Annotated in this window: 20 protein-coding genes; 12 read left to right on the top strand and 8 right to left on the bottom strand. The window is 68.1% G+C overall.

Annotated features, from left to right (window positions below):
* The first annotated feature begins 170 nt into the window (after positions 1-170).
* Genes R2K23_RS13185 through R2K23_RS13150 form a run of 8 tightly spaced genes read left to right on the top strand, consistent with a single transcriptional unit; the run spans position 171 to position 9,411 of the window.
* Positions 171-938 (top strand): MlaE family ABC transporter permease, encoded by a 768-nt coding sequence (locus tag R2K23_RS13185; protein ID WP_396891942.1) that lies wholly within the window; start codon positions 171-173, stop codon positions 936-938.
* Positions 935-1,819, top strand: a complete 885-nt coding sequence (locus R2K23_RS13180; RefSeq protein WP_316510049.1) for an ABC transporter permease — start codon at positions 935-937, stop codon at positions 1,817-1,819. Before R2K23_RS13185 ends, R2K23_RS13180 begins: the two co-directional genes overlap by 4 nt.
* 3 nt (positions 1,820-1,822) lie before the next feature.
* Entirely contained in the window at positions 1,823-3,220 is a 1,398-nt protein-coding gene (locus tag R2K23_RS13175; RefSeq protein WP_316510048.1) for an MCE family protein, read from the top strand.
* A gap of 16 nt (positions 3,221-3,236) precedes the next feature.
* Entirely contained in the window at positions 3,237-4,265 is a 1,029-nt protein-coding gene (locus R2K23_RS13170) for an MCE family protein (protein ID WP_316510047.1), read from the top strand.
* On the top strand, positions 4,262-5,572 hold the full coding sequence (locus R2K23_RS13165) for an MCE family protein (RefSeq protein WP_316510046.1): 1,311 nt from the start codon (positions 4,262-4,264) through the stop codon (positions 5,570-5,572). The genes R2K23_RS13170 and R2K23_RS13165 overlap by 4 nt, the downstream gene beginning before the upstream one ends.
* Entirely contained in the window at positions 5,569-6,846 is a 1,278-nt protein-coding gene (locus tag R2K23_RS13160; RefSeq protein ID WP_316510045.1) for an MCE family protein, read from the top strand. Before R2K23_RS13165 ends, R2K23_RS13160 begins: the two co-directional genes overlap by 4 nt.
* Before the next feature lie 11 nt (positions 6,847-6,857).
* Positions 6,858-7,973 (top strand): MCE family protein, encoded by a 1,116-nt coding sequence (locus R2K23_RS13155; RefSeq protein WP_316510044.1) that lies wholly within the window; start codon positions 6,858-6,860, stop codon positions 7,971-7,973.
* Between the two features lies 1 nt (position 7,974).
* Complete coding sequence (locus R2K23_RS13150) at positions 7,975-9,411, top strand: MlaD family protein (RefSeq protein ID WP_316510043.1); 1,437 nt, start codon at positions 7,975-7,977, stop codon at positions 9,409-9,411.
* 81 nt (positions 9,412-9,492) lie between these two features.
* Here the strand turns inward: R2K23_RS13150 and R2K23_RS13145 are convergent, their stop codons facing one another.
* The 8 genes from R2K23_RS13145 to R2K23_RS13110 form a co-directional block, all read right to left on the bottom strand.
* Entirely contained in the window at positions 9,493-11,040 is a 1,548-nt protein-coding gene (locus R2K23_RS13145) for a class I adenylate-forming enzyme family protein (RefSeq protein ID WP_316510042.1), read from the bottom strand.
* Between the two features lie 131 nt (positions 11,041-11,171).
* The gene (locus R2K23_RS13140; RefSeq protein WP_316510041.1) at positions 11,172-11,759 is read right to left on the bottom strand and encodes a TetR/AcrR family transcriptional regulator; all 588 of its coding nucleotides are present in this window, start codon (positions 11,757-11,759) and stop codon (positions 11,172-11,174) included.
* Positions 11,760-11,831: 72 nt separating this feature from the next.
* Entirely contained in the window at positions 11,832-12,593 is a 762-nt protein-coding gene (locus R2K23_RS13135; protein ID WP_316510040.1) for an SDR family NAD(P)-dependent oxidoreductase, read from the bottom strand.
* A 3-nt stretch (positions 12,594-12,596) separates the two neighbouring features.
* Positions 12,597-13,406 (bottom strand): enoyl-CoA hydratase/isomerase family protein, encoded by an 810-nt coding sequence (locus R2K23_RS13130; protein ID WP_316510039.1) that lies wholly within the window; start codon positions 13,404-13,406, stop codon positions 12,597-12,599.
* A gap of 22 nt (positions 13,407-13,428) precedes the next feature.
* Positions 13,429-15,237 (bottom strand): enoyl-CoA hydratase, encoded by a 1,809-nt coding sequence (locus R2K23_RS13125; protein ID WP_316510038.1) that lies wholly within the window; start codon positions 15,235-15,237, stop codon positions 13,429-13,431.
* The gene (locus R2K23_RS13120) at positions 15,234-16,367 is read right to left on the bottom strand and encodes an acyl-CoA dehydrogenase family protein (protein WP_316510037.1); all 1,134 of its coding nucleotides are present in this window, start codon (positions 16,365-16,367) and stop codon (positions 15,234-15,236) included. Before R2K23_RS13120 ends, R2K23_RS13125 begins: the two co-directional genes overlap by 4 nt.
* A 37-nt stretch (positions 16,368-16,404) precedes the next feature.
* The gene (locus R2K23_RS13115; protein ID WP_316510036.1) at positions 16,405-17,196 is read right to left on the bottom strand and encodes an SDR family NAD(P)-dependent oxidoreductase; all 792 of its coding nucleotides are present in this window, start codon (positions 17,194-17,196) and stop codon (positions 16,405-16,407) included.
* Between the two features lie 74 nt (positions 17,197-17,270).
* Positions 17,271-18,455, bottom strand: coding sequence for a thiolase family protein (locus tag R2K23_RS13110; protein ID WP_316510035.1), 1,185 nt, complete (start codon positions 18,453-18,455; stop codon positions 17,271-17,273).
* Between the two features lie 181 nt (positions 18,456-18,636).
* On the opposite strand from R2K23_RS13110, the gene R2K23_RS13105 reads away from it, so the two are divergent.
* Genes R2K23_RS13105 through R2K23_RS13090 form a run of 4 tightly spaced genes read left to right on the top strand, consistent with a single transcriptional unit; the run spans position 18,637 to position 24,056 of the window.
* A complete protein-coding gene (locus R2K23_RS13105) occupies positions 18,637-21,252 on the top strand; it encodes a circularly permuted type 2 ATP-grasp protein (RefSeq protein WP_316510034.1) in 2,616 nt (871 codons plus the stop codon).
* Positions 21,249-22,145 carry a transglutaminase family protein gene (locus tag R2K23_RS13100; protein WP_316510033.1) on the top strand — a complete coding sequence of 299 codons (897 nt, stop codon included), beginning with the start codon at positions 21,249-21,251 and terminating at the stop codon, positions 22,143-22,145. Before R2K23_RS13105 ends, R2K23_RS13100 begins: the two co-directional genes overlap by 4 nt.
* Positions 22,138-23,202, top strand: a complete 1,065-nt coding sequence (locus tag R2K23_RS13095; RefSeq protein WP_316510032.1) for a zinc-binding metallopeptidase family protein — start codon at positions 22,138-22,140, stop codon at positions 23,200-23,202. The genes R2K23_RS13100 and R2K23_RS13095 overlap by 8 nt, the downstream gene beginning before the upstream one ends.
* 14 nt (positions 23,203-23,216) lie before the next feature.
* Positions 23,217-24,056: a DUF3097 domain-containing protein gene (locus R2K23_RS13090; protein ID WP_316510031.1), complete on the top strand. Its 840-nt coding sequence runs from the start codon at positions 23,217-23,219 to the stop codon at positions 24,054-24,056.
* The last annotated feature ends 8 nt before the right edge of the window (positions 24,057-24,064 follow it).

Below are 24,064 nucleotides of genomic sequence, written 5' to 3'. Positions count from 1 at the left end.
AAGCGGCCCTTGACATGCGATGTGACACAGCTTACGTTCGATCTACTTTACCGGCTGGCCGGTAAAGTGCCTCTGAAAGGCGGGAAGCACGTGGTCGACCTGCGGTGTGCAGCGGAGCGCGGAAATCTCGACATTCGATACTGGCTGCTGGGAGGGGATGTGGTTCAGCTGTGAGTGTTGCGCAAGCAGCCGCCAGGCCGGTCCGGGCCGTCGGCGACTTCTTCCTGATGTCGGCCGACACGCTGCGGTTGATCTTCAGGCCGCCGTTCGCGTGGCGTGAGTTTCTGGCTCAAACCTGGTTTGTGGCAAGGGTTTCCATTCTGCCGACCATAATGCTCGCCCTGCCGTTCACGGTGTTGACCGTCTTTACCCTCAACATCTTGTTCGTCGAGATCGGAGCCGCCGACTTCTCGGGAACCGGGGCGGCGCTCGGCGCGGTCACCCAGATCGGCCCGATCGTGACGGTGCTGGTGATCGCCGGCGCCGGCGCCACCGCGATGTGCGCAGACCTCGGATCCCGCACCATCCGGGAGGAACTCGATGCGATGCGGGTGCTCGGCATCGATCCGATACAAGCATTGGTGGTTCCGAGAGTCCTTGCTGCAACCCTTGTTTCGTTCTTGTTGGCCTCGGTGGTCACCATCGTGGGAATCTTCGGAGGCTTTCTCTTCTCGGTGTACGTCCAGAATGTCACTCCGGGTGCCTTCGTCGCCGGAATGACGCTGTTGATCGGGCTTCCGGAGGTCATCGTGTGCCTGGTCAAGGCCTCGATCTTCGGTCTGGCCGCCGCACTGATCGCCTGCTACAAGGGCATCTCGGTCGGCGGCGGTCCGGCAGGCGTCGGGAACGCCGTCAACGAAACGGTGGTGTACTCCTTCATGTCGCTGTTCGTCATCAACGTGGTGGCGACCGCCGTCGCGGTGAAGGTGACGCTATGACGTCCACCGCGACCACCCCCACCGCAGGGCCCGCAGCGGGGCCGAGCGCCCAGTTCCCCAGGGCTCGTCGGACGGTGTCCGGCTGGGTGCAGGGCTGGAACCGGTTGGGGTTGCAAACGCAGTTCTACGGGCTCACGATCCGGGGTGTCGGGGATGCGTTGACCAACTACAAGGTCGAACTGCTGCGCCTGGTCGCGCAGATGAGCCTCGGCATCGGGGCGCTGGCGATCATCGGCGGCACGCTCGTCATCGTCGGGTTCCTGACCTTGTCGGCCGGTGCGTGGATCGCCGTGCAGGCCTATAACCAGTTGGCAGACGTCGGGGTGGAGGCCCTGGCCGGCTTCACTTCGGCCTTTCTCAACGTCCGGATCACCTCACCGCTGGTGGCGGGTATCGGGTTGGCCGCCACCGTCGGTGCCGGTGCCACCGCACAACTCGGCGCAATGCGCATCAACGAGGAGATCGACGCCCTTGAGGTGATGGGGATCCGGTCCATCGCCTATCTGGCCTCCACCCGGGTGTTGGCCGGTGTGCTCGTGGTGATTCCGCTGTACTGCATCGCCGTCCAGGTGGCCTTCGTCGCCGCCCGCGTCGGCACCACGGTCTTCTACGGTCAATCCACCGGCGTCTACGACCACTATTTCAACACCTTCCTCAACCCCGTCGATCTGATCTGGTCGTTCATCCAGGCCATCAGCATCGCGGTGGTGGTGATGTTGGTCCACACCTACTACGGCTTCACCGCTTCCGGCGGTCCCGCCGGGGTGGGGGAGGCCGTGGGCCGGGCGGTGCGCGCATCGCTGGTGGTCTCGGCTTTCGTGACACTGCTTGTCTCCCTGGCCATCTACGGCGAATCCGGCAACTTCAACCTCGCGGGGTAGCCCATGGAATCACGACATGATCGAGCACTACACCCAGCGTGGTGGACCTTGGTCCTCTTCGCAGTCATCCTCGGCATGATTGTCGGGACCTGGGCGCTGTTCACCCGTTCCTTCACCCCGCGGATGTCGGTCACCGTCACCTCGGACCGCTCGGGTCTGGTACTCGAGTCCGGCGCCAAGGTGAAGATGTCCGGGATCCAGATTGGCACGGTCAGCGCCGTCGAGGGCGGCGCACAACCGGTCGAGCTCAGACTGGATATCGATCCTCGGCAGGCGGAATTCATCCCCGCCAACGTGACCGCACAGATCAAGGCGACCACCGCCTTCGGTGCCAAGTACGTCGACCTGGTGTATCCGGACGATCCGGCCGGCCACCCGCTGGGTGCTGGTGCGGTGATCCCGGCCCAGAACGTCAGCACCGAGGTCAACACGGTGTTCCAGAACCTCACCGACGTGCTCAAGCAAGTCGACCCGGTCAAGCTCAACGGCGTGCTGTCCGCGGTGGCGGAAGGCCTGCGGGGGCAGGGAGCTACCTTGGGGCGCGCGACGACCGCCGCCAACAACGTGCTGCTGGAACTCAATCCGCTCAGCGAGACCATCCGCGAGGATTGGCGCGCGGTCGAAGGCTTCAGCGACACCTACAGCGCCGCGGCGGCGGACATCCTCCGTGTGCTGGATGCGTCGAGTACCACCTCGACGACCATCAGTGACAACGCCGCTGCGCTCGACAACCTGCTGGTGAATCTGGCCGGAATGTCGCGCAGCGGTGCCGAACTGGTCGGCCCCAACAAGGACAACCTGGTCAACGCGGTCAACGTGCTCGAACCCACCACCCGACTGGTGCACAAGTACGACCCCCAACTGACCTGCATGCTGGTGGGCGGACACTGGTTCCTGGAGAACGGTGGCTACGACGTCACCGGGGGGATCAACGGAAAGTCCATCTCCACCGACGTCGCGCTGCTGCTCGGCGACGATCCTTACCGCTATCCGCAACATCTCCCGATCGTGGGTGCCAAGGGCGGTCCGGGCGGGCAACCGGGTTGCGGATCGTTGCCCATCGTCGACAACAACTTCCCGCATCGTCAGCTGGTCACCAACACCGGCTGGGGTACCGGGCTCGACATCCGGCCCAATCCCGGGATCGGGATCCCCGGATACGCCAACTACTTCCCGACGACGCGCGGTGTTCCCGAACCGCCGAGCATCCGCTACCACGGGCCCCCCGCGCCGGGCCCCATTCCCTACCCGGGCGCCCCGGCCTACGGCGCACAGCTGTACGCCCCCGACGGCACCCCGCTGTGGCCGGGCCTGCCGCCGGCGCCGCCACCCGGGCAGCCCCGGGAGCCGGGCCCGCCTCCGCCCGGGAGCGAACCGTTCAACCCGCCGGCACCCCAGTGAAGGAATCGTCGCTGCGATGAGAGTAGATATGCGCCAGATAGTTTGGCGTCTCGCCGTGTTCCTGTCGATCTGCCTGATCGCGCTGTTCGCCATGTTCGCCGTGTTCGCCGAGTTGCGTTTCGTGGAGGAAAAGCACTATTCCGCCGAGTTCAGCAACGTCACCGGGCTGGCGGCCGGTGACTTCGTGCGGGTCGCCGGCGTCGAGGTGGGCAAGGTGAAAGCCATTACCTTGCAGCCGGATTCCACGCTGACCGTGCAATTCACGGCCAGCGACGCGGTGGTACTGACCGAAGGCAGCCGTGCGGTCATCCGGTACGACGACCTGATCGGCGGACGGTATCTGGGCCTGGAAGAAGGGCCGGGCGGCACCGGGCAGTTGGCGCCGGGTGCCACGATCCCGCTGGCGCAGACCGCACCGGCCCTGGATCTCGACGCGCTGGTCGGGGGATTCCGCCCGCTGTTCCGGGCCTTGGATCCCGATCAGGTCAACGCCCTGAGCGGGCAGCTGATCCACGCGTTCCAGGGGCAGGGCACCACGATCAACTCCCTGTTGTCACACACCGCCGCGCTGACGAACACGCTGGCGGACCGCGACGAACTCATCGGACAGGTCATCGCGAACCTGCATTCGGTGCTCGGGGCGTTCGGCGATCAGAGCGAGAAATTCGACCAAGGCGTTGCGGCGTTGGCCGAACTCGTCGACGGCTTGGCAGCCCGCAAGTCCGACATCAGTGCGGCGGTCGGGCACGCAGACTCCGCGGCCGGCTCCATTGCGGATCTGCTCCGGCAGGCCCGGCCCCCGTTGCAGACGGTGGTCGCGGAGACGGACCGCACCGCCGGGTTGGTTGTTGCCGACCACGAGTACGTCGACGAGCTGCTGGACACGCTGCCCGAGGCGTACCAGGCGCTGGGGCGTCAGGGCTTGTATGGCGACTTCTTCAGCTTCTATTTGTGCGACATCGTCCTGAAATTGAACGGCAAAGGTGGCCAACCGGTCTTCGTCAAGGTCGCCGGCCAGAGCACCGGGAGGTGTGCGCCGAAATGAAACCATCGCTGAGACGAAACCCGTTGGCGGTCGGCACCGTTGGCATCATCGCGATCGCAGCGCTCGCCGTCGGCGCGCTGCAGTACGACAAGCTGCCGTTCTTCAACCAGGGCAATGACTACTCGGGCTACTTCAGCGAGGCCGGTGGCATCACCGCTGGTGCCGATGTCCAGGTGTCCGGGCTCAAGATCGGCTCGGTATCGGCGATCGAACTGGACGGGCCCCGGGTGTGGGTGCGATTCCGCGTCGCCCCCGACGTTCAGCTCGGCGACCGCACCGAAGCAGCCATCAAAACCCAGACCATCCTCGGCGCCAAGGTCCTCGAGATCACGCCGCGCGGCGACGAGCCCCTCGACGGCCCCATCCCGTTGGAGCGCACCCGCGCACCGTATGACCTGCCCGAGGCGCTCGGTGACCTCACCACCGCGATCAGCGGACTGGACACCGATCAGCTCTCAGATTCGTTGCGGGTGCTGGCGCAGACCTTCCAGGATTCGCCGCCGGACCTCAAGATCGCCGTCGAGGGGGTGTCGCGGTTCGCCGAAGTGCTCAACAAGCGCGACGACCAACTCCGTAACCTGTTGCGCAACGCCAACAAGGCGACCACGGTGTTGGCGGAACGCACCGGCGAGGTGGTCGACCTGATCGCCGACAGCAACGCGCTGCTGGTGGCGCTGCGCGCGCAGAGCCAGGCGCTGGATCGCATCTCCGGAAGCATCGCGGCGGTGGCCGAGCAGATCGACGGCTTCATCACCGAGAACCGGCAGACCCTGCGGCCGGCGCTGGAGAAGCTCAACGGCGTGCTGGCAATCGTCGACAACCGCAAAGAGGATGTGCAGGAGTCGATCAAGCGGCTCAACTCCTACGCGATGTCGCTGGGTGAATCGGTGTCCACCGCGCCGTTCTTCTCGGCCTATATCGCCAACTTGCTGCCCGGGCAGTTCGTGCAGCCGTTCGTTGACGCCGCGTTCTCGGATCTCGGGTTGGACCCGAGCGTGCTGTTGCCCTCAGAGCGCACGGATCCGCCGACGGGGCAGCCCGCCACCCCCGCGTTGCCGGTGCCCTACCCCCGCACCGGCCAGGGCGGGGAGCCGAAGATGACGCTTCCCGACGCGATCACCGGTAATCCGGGTGATCCGCGGTACCCCTATCGCGAACCGCCGCCGGCGCCCGCACCCGGCGGGCCACCTCCCGGCCCGCCTGCCGAAGCTGCACCGGAGCTGGCGTCGAGCCCGCAACCCACGCCGAGCCCGGTCCTCGTGCCGGCACCCGATGAGGTAGCACCGTCAGGGAAGGAGACACCGTGACCACATCTACCAAGTACCGGCTGGGTACCGCAGTCGTCCTGGTCGCGGTGCTGGTTGCCGCGCTGTTCACCGCGTGGTCCGGGGACGGCTTGCGGCGCATCACCGTCGAGGCCTACTTCGCCAACAGCAACGGCATCTTCGTCGGTGACGAGGTTCGCATCCTCGGTGTCCCCGTGGGCAGGATCGAGTCCATCGAAGCGCAGCCGACCCGGGTCAAGATCCGGTTCTCCTATCCGGACAGGTACCAGGTGCCCGCCGACGCGAAGGCGGTGATCCTGTCGCCGTCGTTGGTGACCGCCCGCGCCATCCAGCTGACGCCCGCCTACACCGGCGGTCCGCTGCTCGCAGATGGCGCGGTCATCACCGAGGATCGGACCGCGGTCCCGGTGGAGTGGGACGACTTCCGTGAGCAACTCGAACGCCTCACCGAGACACTGCAACCCACCGAGGCCGGGGGAGTGAGCACCCTGGGCGCCTACATCAACACCGCGGCGAACAACGTGCGTGGTGAGGGTGCCAACATCCGTGACGCCGTCGTGCAACTGGCGCAGGCGTTCTCGATGCTCGGCGACCACAGCGATGACATCTTCTCCACTGTCGAGAGCCTGTCGATCCTGGTGTCGGCGTTGAGTAACAGCACGGACCTGATGCGGTACCTCAACCAGAACATCGCGTCGGTCACCGGGCTCCTCGCCAACGACCCGGACGAGGTGGCCCAGGCGGTTCGCAACGTCAACTCGGTGGTGGCCGACGTCGGCGAGTTCGTCGCGGACAACCGCGAGACGCTCGGCACCACCACCGACAAACTCGCCTCGGTCAGTCAGGCCCTGCATGACAGCCTCGACGACATCAAACAGACCCTGCATCTGACACCCAATGTGTTCCAGAACTTCTTGAACATCTATCAACCGGCGCAGGCAACCATGTCCAGCGGACTGGTCATCACCAACTTCGCCGACCCCATCGGATTCATCTGTGGCGCCGTTCAAGCGGCCTCGCGGTTGGGTGCCGAGCAGTCGGCGAAACTCTGCGCCCAGTACCTGGCACCGATCGTGAAGAACCGCCAGTACAACTTCCCGCCGATCGGCGAGAACCTGTTCGTCGGGGCCGCGGCGCGCCCCAACGAGCTGACCTACAGCGAGGACTGGCTACGGCCGGACTACATTCCGCCGGGCGCGTCGGCCGAGGCGCCGCCGAACGGCGCCGAAATGCCAACGGAGCAGCCGGTATCCGGGCTGGCGTCCCTGATGTTGCCGCCCGGGGGTGGATCATGAGGCGATCGACGATGACCGCGACGCTGGCGGTGACGATCGGGCTCGCGGCGTCCGGCTGTGCGGACTGGCAGGGCGCCAACACCTTGCCCTTGCCCGGGACCGAAGGAGGCGGGCCGGGGGCCTACACCGTACGGGCCCAGCTACCCGACGTCGACAACATCGAGCGGAATTCTCGGGTGCGGGTCGGCGACGTCACCGTCGGCAACGTCACGAAGATCGAGCTGCAGGACTGGCACGCGCTGGTGACGATGCGACTCAACGGGGACGTCGAGCTACCGGCCAACGCCACTGCGGCCGTGGGCCAAACCAGCTTGCTCGGCTCGTTGCACATCGAGCTGGCGCCGCCCACCGACGTGCCACCCACGGGGCGGTTGCAGGACGGGGCGTTGATTCCGCTGGCGTCGGGGAGTCGCTACCCGTCCACCGAGCAGGCGCTGGCCGCGGTCTCGCTGCTGCTCAACCAGGGCGGGATCGGCAACCTCCACGACATCACCCAGACCCTGAGCACCGCCTTCGCGGGCCGGGAGGACGACCTGCGCAGCCTCATCGAACAGGTCGATCTGTTCATCGAGCACGGCGAGAATCAGACGGAGGAGATCATCGGCGCCGTCGACAGTCTCAATTCCCTCGTGGGTCTGGTGGCCGAGCAGCGCCCCGTCGTCGACACCGCGCTGCGCACGCTGCCGGAGGCGCTGACGGTGCTGCGGGATCAGCGCGACACCCTGACCGATGCGCTGGATCAACTGGGGCGGTTCAGCGAATTGGCCGGTGACTCGGTGGATCTGACCAAGGAGAACCTGGTCAAGGAACTCAAGCAGCTCGGCCCCGTGCTGAAATCGCTGGCGGACGCGGGCCCGTCGTTGACCCGGTCGCTGAGCTTCTACTCGACCTTCCCGTGGCCGAAGGAGACGATCACCAAGTGGCAACGGGGCGACTACTCGAACCTCAGCGCGGTGATCGACCTCACGCTGAGTCGGCTGGACTCGTCGTTCTTCACCGGCACTCGCTGGGAGGGCGACCTGACCCAATTGGAGCTGCAATGGGGCCGCACCATCGGACAACTGCCGAGCCCTTACACGGCCGGCAATCCACTGATCGTTCCCTACCGACTGGACCAGGGCCGCTGACATGCGCATAAGCAGAAGGATCTGGACGCAGCTGGCGATCGTCGGGACGGTATCGACGCTGGCCTTCGCCTCGCTGATGCTGGTCTACATCAAACTGCCCAGTCTGCTGTTCGGGATCGGAAAATACCGTGTCACCGTCGAACTGGCGCAGGCGGCGGGGCTCTACGAACGCGCAAACGTGACCTACCGCGGGACCGCGGTCGGCGAGGTGACGTCGGTCAGCCTCGCCCCCGGCGGCGGGGTCCGGGCAGAGTTGCAACTGGACTCGAGCACCAGGATTCCGGCAGACCTCGATGCCGAGGTGCACAGCCAGACCGCGGTCGGCGAACAGTTCATCACCCTGTTGCCCCGCAGCGACGGGGGACCGCAGCTGAAGGACGGTGACGTGATCAGCGCCGAGCGCACGTCGGTGCCGCCGGACATCAACGCACTGCTGGACGCCACCAACGTGGGGTTGGCGGCGGTGCCGCAGGACAACCTCAAGACGCTGGTCGACGAGGCATACCTTGCGGTGGGTGGGCTGGGGCCCGAAATCTCCCGCCTGGTCAAGGGGTCGGCCGCGGTCGCCATCGACGCCGAGGAGAACCTGGACGCCTGGACGGCACTACTGGATCACGCTGCGCCAGTGCTGAATACGCAGACCGAGACCTCCGACGCGGTGCGGTCCTGGGCGGCCAACCTGGCCGGCGTCACCGAGCAGCTCCGCGGCACCGACGCCGAGCTGCAGGGGATCTTGCACGACGGGGGGCCGGCGCTGGGCGAGGCGCGGCAACTGTTCGACCGGGTCCAGCCGACGCTACCGATCGTGCTGGCGAACCTGGTCACTGTCGGCGAGGTCGCGGTCACCTACCGCGACAGCATCGAACAGTTGCTGGTCCTGCTACCGCAGGGCGCGGCCGCCATGCAGGCGATCGGGGTGGCCAACCGAAACACCGAGCAGGACTACGCGGGTGCCTTCCTGAGCTTCAACCTGAACGTGAACCTGCCACCACCCTGCACCACGGGTTTCCTGCCGGCACGCCAGCAGCGGGTGCCATCACTGGAGGACTACCCGGACCGGCCCGCCGGCGACCTGTACTGCCGCACGCCCCAGGATTCGGGGTTCAACGTGCGCGGTGCCCGTAACACCCCGTGCGTCACGCGCCCGGGCAAGCGGGCCCCGACGTGGCAGATGTGTGAGAGCGACGAAGAATACGTGCCGCTCAACGACGGGTTCAACTGGAAGGGGGACCCCAACGCGACGCTGTCCGGCCAGGATATTCCGCAGCTGACGCCCTCCCCGGCGGGCCGGGCGGCCCCGGCTCCGCCGGTGGCGTTCGCCGAGTACGATCCCGCCACCGGAACCTACGTGGGGCCCGACGGGAAGACCTTCACCCAGAGCAATCTGGCCCCGGCTCCCAACGGGGAGCGCACCTGGCAGAACATGCTCATGCCCTGAGCGCTGTGACGAGCGCACCGCAAATGAGTTCGGTGCCCCGGATCGCCTCATGGCCATCCGGGGCACCGAATTCGTTGGGGTTCAGCGGTACCGGTCGCGGATCTCGCGGCGCAGCACCTTGCCGATAGGGGTCCTCGGCAGCAACTCGACGAACTCGACGCTGGTGATCTTCTTGACCGAACCCAGCCGCTCCCGGGTCCACTCGATCAGGTCCTGCGCGGAAACGGTACCGGCCCAGCCGTCTTCGAGGACCACGTCGGCGTGCGGGGTCTCCACCCATTTCTCGTGCGGAATGCCGACCACGGCCGCCTCCCGGACGGCGGGATGTTCGGCCAGGGCGTTCTCCAGTTCGGCCGGCCAGATGTTGTAGCCGCCGGAGATGATCAGGTCCTCCTTGCGGTCGGCCAGGTAGAGGAACTGATCCTCGTCGAGCCAACCCATGTCCCGGGTGCGCACCCAGCCGTCCTCGGTCAGGCGCTGTGCGGTGACATCTGGAGCACGCCAGATCTCCTTCATCCGCCCGGGGGAACGAACGACGATCTCGCCCACCTCACCGGGCGGCAGGATGTTGTCGTCCTCGTCGACGATCCGGATCCCGGAATTCGGTGTGGCCTTGCCCGCCGAACGCAGGCGCCGGCGCTCTTCGGGTGTCCCGTCGACGACGTGATGTTCGGGCAGCAAGGCCGCCACCGGGATGGCCTCGCTCTGCCCATAACTCTGGTACATCACGTTGCCCCACAGCCGCAATGCGGCGATCAGAGTGGTTTCGGGAATCGGCGATGCGCCATAGAAGATCGCCCGCAGGCTGGAAAGGTCATGCGCCGTGGCCTCTGGGTGGGTGGTGATCATCTGCACCATGGTGGCTACCAGCAACGTCACCGTGACGCGCTCTTCGGCCACCAACTGCAGGAACCTACCCGCGTCGAAGTTGGGCATCACCACGATGGTTCCGCCCGCGGCGAGGATCGGCCATACCGGGACGGTGGCCGCGTGCGTCAGCGGACTCGCCGCCAGATAGCAATCCCGGTCGGACAGCGGCGGTGACACGTCGGCGAGGACCTCGTCGCCCGCGGCCATCCACGCTCCGAGAGTGTGGAGGATGCCCTTGGGTAAGCCGGTGGTGCCCGCGGAGAACCGGATCTGGTGCGCGTCATCGAGCGAGATCTCGACGTCGGGCTCGGCGTCGCTCGCGGCGCTCATCATGGTTGCGTAATCCAGGGCGGGTGCAGCGGCTTCGCCGCCCAGGACCACGACGGCGCGCGTGGCCGGGAACTCGGCCAGTACCGGCGCCAGCGCATCGAAGTACTTGTCCTGCAGGATGATCGCGGTGGGTTCGGTGAGTTCGAGCAGATAGCGGTGCCGCTCCGGCCCGTCGTGGGTGTAGAGCGGGCAACGGACGTACCCGCCCAACGTCAACCCGGCGACGATCTCCATCGTCTCGAAGCAATTGTCCGCGGCCACCGCGACCCGGTCGCCTTTGGTGATCCCTTGCGCGCGTAGCGCATTCGCGAGGCGCTTGGCTCGGTCGTATAGTTCACCGTGGCTTTGGGTCCGGCCCTCGAAGCGGACGGCGGCCTTGTCGGCCGCTGTCGTCGCGTTTCGGCGTAGTACCTCAGCGGGGGTCGTCACGGCAGGTCTCCTGACTGCTACTCGCGGGCGGAATTCGATGTGAAGCGCGCGCGCAGCAGTGCCCGGCTCGGGCAACCGACTGCACACGAATGGTTACTTGTTGGTCAGATTGCCCGGGCTTCGGGCTGTGATCAGGCTGGGGCGATGATGTAACCGCTGAGCATGCCGAGCACCTGGTCCACGAGATCATCGGCGGTGAGGCGCCCGGCACTGTGGAACCAGCGGGCAATCGACGACAGCATCCCGTTGAGCAGGTGCGCCGAGGTGCCGATGTCCAGATCGTCGCGGATGACGCCGGCTTCGATACATTCGTGCAGCAGCTTCTCGGTGGCATGGTTGACGTCCCGCGCCCAGGACAGGTAGTTGCGCAACGCCTGCGGCGAGAGTTGATGCTGGTCGGCGGTGAGGACTGCGTAGTACGTCCGATACGTGACTGCCGATTCGACGTGCACGCGGATGAACGCGACCAGCTTGTCTCGGGCGGGGTCATCGCTGGTGAGAATCTGCTCGATGTTGTGTCGGAGCGGGTAGATGACCTGCTCGACGATGGTCTCCAGTAGCCAGCGTTTGGAATCGACGTACTGGTACACGGTGGGCTTGCTGACCCCGGCCTCCGCGGCGATGTCCGCGATGGTCGCATCGACATAACCGACCCGTTCGAACACCCGCGCCGCAGCGTTGACCAACTCCTGCACGGAGGTGACGCGTCGGCGTGCCATCCGGCCTCCCTCCCGCTGCGCAGGGGCGCATTCCATCCCTGTCGGTAAAGATAACTGTAGTGGCCGGGTTGCTCATCGGGGTAACAGGCGTGTCGCCGCGTCGAGGCGAACGCATTCGCCGTTGAGATACTCGTTCTCCACCAGGTGGCGCACCAGCCGGGCGAATTCGTTCGGTCGGCCGAGGCGTTTCGGTTCCAACACCGATTCCAGCAGGCCGGCGCGGACGGGATCGGGCAACCCGGCCGACATCGGGGTGTCGAACAGGCCGGGAGCGACGGCGTTGATCCGGATGCCGGTGCCCGCCAGGTCGCGGGCGACCGGCAGCGTGAGGCCGACGACGCCCGCCTTGCTCGCGCTGTAGGCCGCCTGCCCACTCTGCCCCTCGAAGGCCGCACCGGAGGCGGTGTTGACGATCACGCCGCGCTCACCGTTCTCTGGTTCGTTACGCAGCATCGCGGCCGCGCTCACGCGCATCGCGTTGAACGTTCCGATCAGGTTGACGCCCACGGTGCGCTCGAATGCGTCCAGTTCGGCCGCCCGGCCTCTGGACACCAGCTTGGCTGCGGTCACCACCCCGGCTGTGTTGACGTTGATGTGCAAAGCCCCGAATGCCTCCAACACCGCGTCCAGGGACTGCTCCATCGGGGCAGCGGCGGTGATGTCCGCCTGCACTGCCAGGGCATCGGGCAGGGTCCCGGCGACATGCCGCGCCGCCTCGCCGTCCCGGTCGACCACCGCGACGCGACCACCGGCCGCGGCGAACTCGGCGCACACCGCGCGGCCGAGCCCCGACGCACCGCCGACGACCATCACGACCTTGTTCTCGATCTTCATGCGCTACGCCCCGACGAACTTCGGCTCGCGGCGCTCGCCGAAGGCGCGCAACCCTTCGGCGAAGTCGGCACTCTTCGCGTACTCGGTGCACGCTGCCAATTCCAGCGCGAGCGCATCGGCCAACGGCCGGTCGGAACCGTCGTCGACGAGGCGTTTCATCCCGGTGATGCCCAGTGGACTGTGTCGAGAGATCCGTCCGACGATGGCGGCGACACAGTCCACCAACCCGTCGGCGGGGACCACCTCGGTGACCAGGCCGGCCTCGTACATCCGTTGCGCGGTCCAGCTTTCCGCGGTGAACAGTAGTTGTTTGGCCCGGTTGGCGCCGATCTTCCGGGGGAGCCGGGTGGCGCCGCCGGCGGCGGGGAACAGCCCGTAGCGGGCATGGCCGTCGCTGAAGACCGCGTCGGTGGTGGCGACCACGAGATCGCAGGCGAGCACCAGTTCCAATCCGCCGGCGACCGCGATGCCCTGCACCGCGGCAATGACCGGCTGCGGATGCTCGGCAACCTGATCGAACAGTGCCGCAGCTGCTTTCAGGAAGCCCACCACGTTGTCGTGATCGTCCATCGCGCCGACTCGCTTGAGGTCGGCGCCGGCGCAGAATGCGCTACCGGCTGCGCCGATCACGACGGCGCGGACGGCGGGATCGGCGGCGGCTGTGGTGAGTCCGGCGCTGATCCCATTGAGCAACCCGTGCGAGAGCGCGTTGCGGGCCGCGGGCCGGTTGAGCGTGATCCAGGCGGCGCCGTGACGAACTTCGTAGCGAACTTCGGAGTCGGCACCCTGGTGGGAGGTTTCGGTGTTGGTCATCAATAGTCCTGTCGGGCTCGGGTCAGGCGGGAACATCGACGGGCGTGGACAGCAACGCTGCGGTTCCACCCACACCCTGAATGGCCTCGAAGAATCCGTCGGCCGCGGCCAGCAGCAGTTGGCGGCCGTCGGCCCCGCCCAGAGCGCAGGTGTAGACGTTGACGCCGTCGGGGTGGGCGACCTCGTCGACGACGGCACCGGTGGGGGAGACCCTTACGCAACGTTGATGATTCGCATCGGCGACCCACACGTGGTCTTGCGAATCGATCGTCATCCCGTCGGGGGCGAGCTCGGTGGCCGCGATCATCTCCGCGGGCCCGGCCAGTTCCGGTGCCGGTCCGAATTGGGCGAAGACACGTCGATCTCCGAGGCTGCCGTCCGCTCCGATGGAGAATGCCGTGAGCCTGGCGGCGAAGGACTCTGCGACGATCAGGGTGCTGCCGTCGGAGGTGACGACGACGCCGTTGGGGCACCACAGGTCGGTCGCGGCCACGGTCGCGGTCCCGTCCGGATCCACCCGGAACAGCTCGCCGGGGCGGGGTGTCTCGCCCTCGTGGATCGCGAACCCGATCGTGCCCACCCAGGCGCGGCCCACCGAGTCGACGTACATGTCGTTGATCCAGTTCGGGGACAACCCGGAGAGATCCGCATGCCGGCGAACTGCGCCATCGGCACTGCGCGCGAGCAAGGTCCGATCCTTCATGGACACCACCAGCAGGGTGCCGTCCGGCAGCCAGCCCAGGCCCGAACATAGCGCGTCGACGTGCATCAGATCCTCGCGCTGCCCGGATTCGTCGAAGGCGCAGACCACTCCCTTCAACGCGTCGGACACGTACCAGCGGCCGTCCCGCCAGCGCGCACCCTCGAAGTAGTCGCCGCCCTCGACGATCGTCGTGTATTGCCGTTGCACGTGGTCCTCCTCGATTGGATCGGCGTTCGCCGTCGGGTTGGTCAGATAGGCGGCCCGGGGCCGGGTCCGGCGGCTGCGGGCCTCGGCGCGGATCAGGTCCGCGCCGGCGGGGTCGACGAGGTTGTCGTAGCGCTCGCGGTTGTGCGAATGCGCCAGATGGTGGGCATCGAAGGCCCATTCCACCGCCGCTCGCTGCCCCTGCAGATCGAGCGCGTTGTTGACGGCGCGCTTGGCCAACCGCAGACCGAAGCTGGGGCGGTCGGCGATGCGTTCGGCGAGCGCCAGCGTCTCGGCCTCGAGATCGGCTTTGGGCACCACGCGGTTGACCATGCCCAGTGCCTCGGCGTCGAACGCGTCGATGGGTTCGCCGGTGAACAGCATCTCCTTGGCCCGGCGATGCCCGAGTTCCCAAGGGTGAACGAAGTATTCGGCGACCGCGCAGCCGAAGGCGCTGATCGGGTCGTGGAAGACCGTGTCGTCGGCGGCGATGATCAGGTCGCATGGCCAGATCAGTTCCAGCCCGCCGCCGATCACCCGGCCGTGTACCTGGGCGATGGTGGGGCGGGGAATGTCGCGCCAGCGCAGACACAGGCCGAGAAACAGTTCGGCCTCGGTGGCGTACCAACCCTCGGCGCCCGGCGCGGCGAATCCACCGGTGAGGGTGCGCGGCCTGACGTCGGTCATGTCGTAGGCAGTGTCGACGCGCAGATCGTGACCGGCCGAGAAGTCCGGCCCATCCGCGGCGAGGATGATGACCCGGACGGAGTCGTCTCCGACGGCCCGCAGGTAGGCGTCGTCGAGTTCATGCAGCATCGCGCGGTCCTGCGCGTTGCGTTTGTCGGGGCGGGCCAGCACGATTCGGGCGACGCCCGGGCTCGGTTGTTCGTAACGAATCTGGGGGGCGGGGGTAGCGGTGTTCACAGCCCGTAGGACCTTCCGATGATCTCGCGCTGTACCTCACTGGTGCCGGCGTAGACGGTGCCGATGATGCTCTCGCGCAGGTGGCGTTCCATATCGTGGTCGAGGGTGTAGCCGGCGCCGCCCAGGAACTGCATGCCCTCGACGGCAAGGCGTTTGGCGGTTTCGGTGACCTTGAGTTTGACCATCGATGCCTCCCGCGGAACTTGTCGGTCCGGGTCGTCGTCGAGTTTCCGCGCCAGGTCGTCGACGAGCAGCCGACAGCATTCGAGTTCTGTCGCCAGATCCGCGATCCGGTGCCGCAGCGCCTGGAAGCTGCCGATGGGACGCCCGAACTGCTCGCGCTGCCGCAGGTATTCGACGGAATCCTCGAAGGTGCGTCGGGCGCGGCCGAGGAACATCGCCCCACACATCAGCCGGTCGGTGTTGAGGCCACGCATGATCTGGTGCCAGGCGCGGCCTTCGGTGCCGATCACGCGGTCGGCGCCCACGACGACATCGTCGAAGAAGACATCGTTGACCTCGTCACCGCCCAGACTCGGGATGGTGCGGATGGTCAGCCCGGCGGCATCGGCCGGCACGTCGAACATCGTGATGCCGTCGTGCTTGTCCCCGCTGGTGTCGGTCCGGCACATCACCAGGATGCGGGTGGCGATGTGCGCACACGAGATCCAGGTCTTCTGGCCGTTGATGACGTACGAGTCGCCCCGCCGTTCGGCGCGGCAGATCATCGAACCGGGGTCCGACCCGGCACCCGGTTCGCTGATCGCGGTGGCGAGGACATCCCCGCGGCACACGCCGCCGAGGATGTCCGCCTTCTGCGCCTCGGTGCCGAATCGTTCGACCATGGTGGCGCTGACCAGGCTCACGCCCAGGCCGAACAACGGTGCCTGCCCGTAGGCCATCTCCTCGACGAGTCGGCACGCGTCGCTGGGCTTGCCGCCACCGCCGCCGTACGCGACCGGTATCGAGGCTCCGATCCAGCCCAAGTCGGCGAGCTTGGCGTACAGCTCCGGATTGTGGGTGAGGGAACCGTCGCCGCGGAGCTTCCTGCGCTGCTCGGCGGAGCCGCATTCCTTCTGGGCGAACGCCCGCAGTGATTCGACGAACGTGTTGTCGGCCGTGGTAGGCATCGTGGTGGTTCCTCCTGGGTGGTGATGGGTGCGTCGGTCAGGGCAACAACGACGAGGCGTTGTCGAGCAGATAGAACATCCCGGTGGTGAACGAGGCGTCGGGCCCGGCGAGATGGGTTGCCACCGCAGCGACTTCGTCCGGCTCCCCCCAGCGCTGTTGGCGACGGGTGATGAAGTCTTCGACCGGCATCCCGAGCGCGCCGGACAGCGCTGCAGAGGCTCCGATGGCGGCGGTCGTGCGGATCATGCCCGGCACGATGGCGTTGACCCTGATGTTGTCCGCGCGCAGTTCCACCGCTGCGGTGCGGGTCAGTGCGTCGACGCCGGCCTTGGCCGCGCTGTAGGCCGCCATCGAGGGCATGGCGTGGCGGCCCGCGATCGAGGAGATGTTGACGATCGCGCCTCCGCCCCTGCGGCGCAGATGGGGGACGGCGTGCTTGATGGTGTGGAAGGTGCCGTTGAGGGTGATGCCGAGCACTCGGTCCCATTCGGCGCGGGACGTGTCGGCCATGGGTGTCGACGAACCCAACGCGGCGTTGTTGATCACGATGTCGAGGCCGCCGGTCCGGGCGACCGCGGCGGCGAGGGCGGCCGCGACGTCGTCCTCGTCCGCGACGTCGCAGCGCACCGGTTGGGCCGAGGACCCGATCCTGTCGGCGCAGGCGTTCGCGGCGCGCTCGGAAACGTCGGCCACCACCACCGTGGCGCCTTCGCGCGAAAACCGTTGGGCGATGGCGGCTCCGATGCCGCGACCGGCCCCCATCACGATCGCAACCTGACCCGCGAGTTGGCCGACCACAGCACCGTCCCCTCTAGCCTCTGCGCTCAATTCAAAACCTTACCAGTTAGTTAGAATAAAAGTGGAGTTTACCCCGCCGACCGAGTGCGCCGGGATGCTTTGGGCTATCTGCCCAGGATCGTCACGGTGGCCGCGGCGGCATCCGGGCCGAGGTAGCCGCCTGCGTTCTCGGCGAGCGCGATTCGGGCGCCCGCCACTTGTCGATCGCCCGCTGTGCCGCGCAGCTGCTCGGTGAGCTCGACGATCTGAGCCAGGCCGGTCGCCCCCAGTGGGTGCCCCTTCGATTGCAGCCCGCCGCTCGGATTCACCGGTAGCCGGCCGCCGATCCGGGTCTGGCCCGTACGCAGCAGATCGAGGGCGCCGCCGGGTGCGCACAGGCCCAGTTCTTCGAGCACGATCAGCTCGGCCGGTGCCGCGGCGTCGTGGCACTCGACGACGTCGACGTCGTCCGGCTCGATGCCGGCGGCGTCGAAGGCGCGCCGGGCGACGCCGGGCACCAGTTCGCCGTAGACCCCCGGGCGGCCGGACCCGACGATGCTGGCCAGGATGCGAACCGGCGCCGCCGGACGCCGTCGTGCGACATCGCGGCCGGCAACCACCACCGCCGCGGCGCCATCGCTCATCGGCGCGCACATCGGCACGGTCAGCGGTCCGCTGACCGGCCGTCCGGTCAGCACATCCGACAAGGTCAACCCGCCGCCATACTGCGCCTTGGGATTCGCCGCGCCGTGCTGCGAGTTCTTGACGGCGACTCGGGCGAAGTCCTCGCGAGTGGCTCCGGTGCGCTCCATGTACCAGGTGGCGAAGCGCGCGTAGATGTCCATGAACACCGAACCGGAGCCGGCGCCACCGAGTTCGGCCTGGATCTCGTCCAGCCGTTCCTGGTCCAGCGCGGTGGTCAGGGCGCCCAGCGCCTTGGATTTGTCCGCGATGTGCAGCTTCTCTGCTCCCACCGCCACGGCAACGTCGACCTGGCCGGAGGCCACGGACAGCCAGGCCTGGTTGAGTGCGGTCGCGCCGGAGGCGCACGCGTTCTCGACGTTGATCAGGGGGACGCCGCGCAGGGCGGAGTCGCGCAGCGCGTGCTGGCCCCGGTTGGACTCCTGGCCCACCAGGACGCCGGCCAGCACGTTGCTGAAGTAGGCCATTCCGACCGACTGCTCCCCGTCGCGCAGGCCGGCGTCGGTCAGTGCCTCCTCGAGTGCCTCCGTGGCGAGGCCGGCCAGGCCTCGGTCCCGATGTTTGCCAAAGGATGTCATGCCCACCCCGACGACCATCACTTCCCGCATCTGCGATCCACCAACCTTCCGACACCGACGAGCTCCTGATTGCATAACCTTACCAACCGGTTCAGATTGGCGTGCCGGGGCGCCGAGGTCGCCGGTGGCCGAGGCGCGCCGGCGGCACCGGCTTGCGACAGAATGGTTCGGGCGCGCTGGCTGCGTGCCCACCGATCCGAGGAGGTGCAGCTTGCCGGTCCCTTCGTCGGCCGCCCCCTCCCGTGCAGAGTTCACCCGCCTTGACGTCGACGGGCTGCTGACCCGGTATCGCACCGGCCGCGCGCAGGCGGCGCTGTTCGATCCGCGCGGCGGCCCCGGTCTCGGGTACGACGAGTTCGTCGATGCCGCGGGTAACGTCCGGCCGGCCTGGACCGATCTGGCGGAGGCGCTGGCGCGGCGCGGACTGTCGGGGCTCGACCGGCTTCGCGACGAGGTCCGCACCCTGGTCGACAACGACGGCATCACCTACACCCGCCCCACCGGAGTGCCCGCGCCCTGGCGGCTGGACCCGATCCCACTGCTGCTCACCGCCGAGGACTGGCAAGCCCTGGAGGCCGGGTTGGTCCAGCGATCCCGGTTGCTCGACGCGGTCCTGACCGACCTGTACGGCCCGAAGTTGTCGCTGACGAGTGGAATCCTGCCGCCCGCCTTGGTTTTCGGTCATCCCGGCTACCTGCGCGCGGCCCACGGCATCGAGGTCCCCGGCCGGCATCAACTGTTCCTGCACGGTTGCGACGTCAGCCGGGGCGGGGACGGGTTCGTCGTCAACGCCGACTGGGCCCAGGCGCCGTCCGGCGCGGGTTATGCCATGGCGGACCGCCGCGTGGTCGCCTCCGCGATCTCCGAACTCTACGAGCAGCTCGCCCCCCGCGCGGTCTCGCAGTTCGCCCAGACGCTGCGCTCGGCGCTGATCGAGGCGGCGCCCGAGGCGGCCGAGGACCCGGCGGTGGTGGTGCTCAGTCCCGGCATCCACTCCGAGACCGCGTTCGACCAGGCCTACCTCGCCTCGGCGCTCGGGTTCCCGCTGGTCGAGAGCGCGGACCTGGTGGTCCGCGGCGGCAAGCTCTGGATGCGCTCGCTGGGCACCTTCCAGCGCGTGGACGTGGTGCTGCGCCGGGTCGACGCCGCCTACTCCGATCCGCTGGACCTGCGACCGGACTCCCGGCTCGGTGTGGTCGGACTGGTCGAGGCCCAGCGCCGGGGTGCGGTGACGGTGGTCAACACGCTGGGCAGCGGCATCCTGGAAAGCCCGGCCCTGCTGCGCTTTCTGCCGCAGCTCGCCGAACTGCTGATCGGGGAGGCCCCAATGCTGCCGACGGTCGCCACCTACTGGGGCGGGATCGACACCGAACGGTCGCATCTGCTGTCCCGGCTGGGCTCGCTGCTGATCCGCTCGACCGTCGGTGGCCCCGATCACGTCGGGCCCGAATTGAGCAGCGCACAGCTTGCGGAGCTGTCCGCGCGGATCGCCGCGGCCCCGTGGCAGTGGATCGGACAGGAACTGCCGCAATACTCGTCGGCGCCGACGGTCGGGCCGGGGCGCCTGGTGCCGGCGAATGTCGCGATGCGGCTGTTCACCGTGTCGCAGCGCGGCGGGTACGCGCCGATGATCGGTGGCCTCGGATATGTGGTGGCCCCCAACGGCGTCGGCCATCGTCTCAATGTTGGTGCGGCCAAGGATATCTGGGTTCTGCCCTCGGCGTCGGCGGCCGCCGAACAGCCGGCCGCGGCGCCGACGATGATCTCGGTGGGCGTCGCCGAACTCGGCGCGGTGAGTTCACCGCGCGTGCTGTCCGATCTGTTCTGGAGCGGCCGGTACGCCGAACGGGCCGAGGCCATGGCCCGGTTGCTGACCGTCACCCGAGAGCGGTATCACGAATACCGGCACCGCCAGTACACCGAGGCCAGCGAGTGCGTACCGGTGCTGCTGACGGCGCTCGGCGAGCTGACCGGCGCCGACGACGGCGCCGCCGACGCCACCGAGATGATCGCCACCGCGCCGAGCACCCTGTGGTCGCTGACCGCCGACCGGGACCGGCCCGGCTCGCTGGCGCAATCGGTGGAGCGGCTCGGCCTGGCCGCCCGCAGCGTGCGCGACCAACTGTCCAACGACACCTGGATGGTGCTCGCCGCCGTCGACCACGCCGTGCTCGAATTGCCCACCGCCGCACCGGAAACCCACAGCCTCGCCGACACCAAGATGGCCGCCGCGCACGCCCGCACCCTGGCCGGCATGCTGGCGCTGTCCGGGGTGGCGGCCGAGTCGATGGTGCAGGACGCCGGCTGGACCATGATGGACATCGGCAAACGCATCGAACGGGGGCTGGCGCTGGCGGGCCTCCTGCGCGCCACCATGACCACCGAGCGCGGGCGGGAGGCGGCCCGGGTCATCACCGAATCGGTGCTGACGGCCTGCGAGTCCGCGGTGATCTACCGGCGTCGCAATCTCGGCAAGGTCAGCGTGGCCGCGGTCGCCGACCTGCTGCTGTTCGACGCCGGCAACCCCCGTTCGCTGGTCTACCAGCTCGAACTGCTCCGGACCCGCCTGCGCGCCCTGCCCGGCGCGACGGGATCCACGCGCGCCGAGCGCCTGGTCGACGAGCTCAACGCCCGGCTGCGCCGCATGGCCCCGGAGGAACTCGAGCGCGCGGACGAGCACGGCGTCCTGGTCGGGCTGCGGGGATTGCTCGACGGCGTGCTGGCGGGGCTGCGGGAGTTGTCCGACCTCATCGCCGCCACCCACCTGTCGCTGCCGGGCGGCATGCAGCCGCTGTGGGGGCCTGACCAGCGGCGGCAGATGCCATGACCCGGCGCTACCGGATCACCCACGAGACGGTGTACCGCTATTCCGACGTCGTCACCAGCTCCTATGGCCGTGGCTTCCTGACCCCGCGCGACCTCGACGGGCAACGGTGTCTGCGCCACGAACTGCGCATCGACCCGGCGGCCGCGGACCGTTCGGTCAGCCCGGACGCCTACGGCAACACCAGCTCCTACTTCCATGTCACCACGCCGCACCGGACGTTGACGGTCACGGGGATCTCGGAGGTCGAGGTGGATCCGCCGACTCCCGAACGGTACGGCGCGGGCTCGGCGGTCGCGCCGTGGGAGATCGCCCGGCCCGTCGGCGCCGAGGGCGTGCGCGCGGTCGAGTTCACCCTGGACCTGCAGCCCCCGGAGATCACCGACGCCGTGCGGGACTACGCCGCACCGAGTTTCGTTCCCGGCCGGCCGCTGGTCGAGGTGCTGGGCGATCTGAACCGGCGCATCTTCGCCGACTTCACCTACCGTTCGGGGTCCACCACGGTCTCCACCGGCGTCGCGGAGGTTTTGGCGGCCCGCGAGGGGGTATGTCAGGACTTCGCGCGGCTGGCGATCGCGTGTCTGCGGGCCAACGGGTTGGCAGCCAGTTACGTTTCGGGCTACCTGGCCACCGATCCACCGCCGGGAAAGGAGCGCATGGTGGGAGCGGACGCAACGCACGCCTGGGCCGCCGTGTGGACGCGGGAAAACCAGTGGCTCGGGCTGGATCCGACCAACGAGCAGTTGGTCGACGAGCGCTACATCGTGGTGGGCACCGGCCGCGACTACGCCGATATCCCGCCCTTGCGCGGCATCATCTACACCGACTCCGAGCACAGCGCCATCGACGTGTCCGTGGATGTTGTGCCGGTGACCCTGGAGGGCCGGCATGCGTGATTTCCGCTGCCCCAACTGCGGGCAACATCTCACCTTCGAGAACTCGGTGTGCCTGGCGTGCGGCAGTGCCGTCGGGTTCTCGCTGCAGGACGCGACGCTGTTGGTGATCGCCTCGGGCCCCGCCAGTGAACACGACGGCGCAGTCGACGCCGACGAATACCGGCTGTGCGCCAATATGCATCTGGCCGAATGCAATTGGCTGGTGAAGCTGCAACCCGGCAGCGGCGACAATCAGCAGCTGTGTGCGTCGTGCCGGTTGACCCGGACGCGGCCCGCCGACGGGGACCCCGCGTTGCCGGCGTTCGCCGCCGCCGAGGCGGCCAAGCGCCGGCTGGTCGCCGAACTGGCCGAGCTCAAGCTACCGATCGTCGACCGCCACACCGATCCCGAGTACGGCCTGGCCTTCGACCTGTTGTCCAGCGAGCACGAAAAGGTGTTCACCGGACACCACAACGGCGTGATCACCCTGGACCTCGCCGAGGGCGACGACGTGCATCGCGAGCGGCTGCGGGTGTCCATGGACGAGCCGTACCGCACCCTGCTGGGGCATTTCCGGCACGAGATCGGCCACTACTACTTCTACCGACTGATCGGCCCCGCGCCGGACTATCTGGCGAGGTTCCGGGAGTTGTTCGGCGACCCCGACGCCGACTATCAGGCGGCGTTGGACCGGCATTACGAACAGGGACCGCCGCCGCACTGGGACGACGAACACGTCTCGTCCTACGCCACCATGCACCCGGCCGAGGACTGGGCCGAGACCTTCGCCCACTATCTGCACGTCCGCGACACGCTGGATACCGCCGCCGCGTTCGGCTTTGCCTCCGCCGGTGCCACCTTCGACCGAAGAGCGTTGGGCCCCAGCGGGTTCGACGTGATCGTCGAGATGTGGCTACCGCTGGCGTGGGCGCTGAACATGGTGAACCGGTCGATGGGCCGCGACGACCTCTACCCCTTCGTGTTGCCCAACGCGGTGCTGGAGAAGATGCGGTTCATCCATCAGGTGGTCGACGAGGTGACCTCCGATCCGGCGAAACGGGCCGCCGTCGGCGGTTGACTAGGATCGCCTGCGTGAATGACCGCTACGGCAAGGACGTGTTGGCCAGCAACCCCCATCAGCGCACCCGGGTGCGCGCCACCGAGCGCCCGGTGGAATTGGGGCTGGTGGTCGAGGACGCCGCCACCGGCTATGTGGGTGCGGTCGTGCGGGTCGAGTACGGGCGGATGGACCTGGAGGACCGGCACGGCAAGGTCCGCGGATTCCCCGTCGGCCCCGGCTATCTCATCGACGGTGCGCCGGTGATCCTGACCCCGCCCCGCCGGGCGACACCCGCCGCGCCGACCCGCACCGCCTCCGGATCGGTGGCCGTGCCCGGCGCCCGCGCCCGGGTCGCCCTGCACAGCCGGATCTACGTGGAGGGCCGCCACGACGCCGAACTGGTCGAACAGGTGTGGGGTGACGACCTGCGCATCGAGGGCGTGGTCGTCGAGTATCTCGGCGGCATCGACGACCTGGCCGCCATCGTGGCCGACTTCGCGCCCGGACCCGGTCGCCGCCTCGGCGTGCTGGTCGACCACCTCGTCGCCGGGTCCAAGGAGGAGCGCATCGCGGCCGCGGTGGCCCGCGGGCCGGGTGGCCCGCACACGCTGGTCGTCGGCCACCCGTACGTGGACATCTGGCAGGCGGTGAAACCCGCCCGACTGGGACTCGAACGGTGGCCGACGATTCCGCGCAACGTCGAGTGGAAGCACGGCATCTGTGCGGCGCTGGGGCTACCACACCGGACCCAGGCCGACATCGCCCGCGCCTGGCAGCACATCCGCTCCAAGGTGCGCGACTGGAACGACCTGGACCCCGCTCTGATCGGGCGGGTCGAGGAACTCATCGACTTCGTGACCGCCCCGGCCTAGCACCCGGG

Origin of the sequence: Mycolicibacterium sp. MU0050 (genome assembly GCF_963378085.1) — a bacterium.
Taxonomy (GTDB): domain Bacteria; phylum Actinomycetota; class Actinomycetes; order Mycobacteriales; family Mycobacteriaceae; genus Mycobacterium; species Mycobacterium wendilense.
Note: the sequence above shows the minus strand (reverse complement) of the source record. Positions and strands in the feature narration are given on the sequence as shown.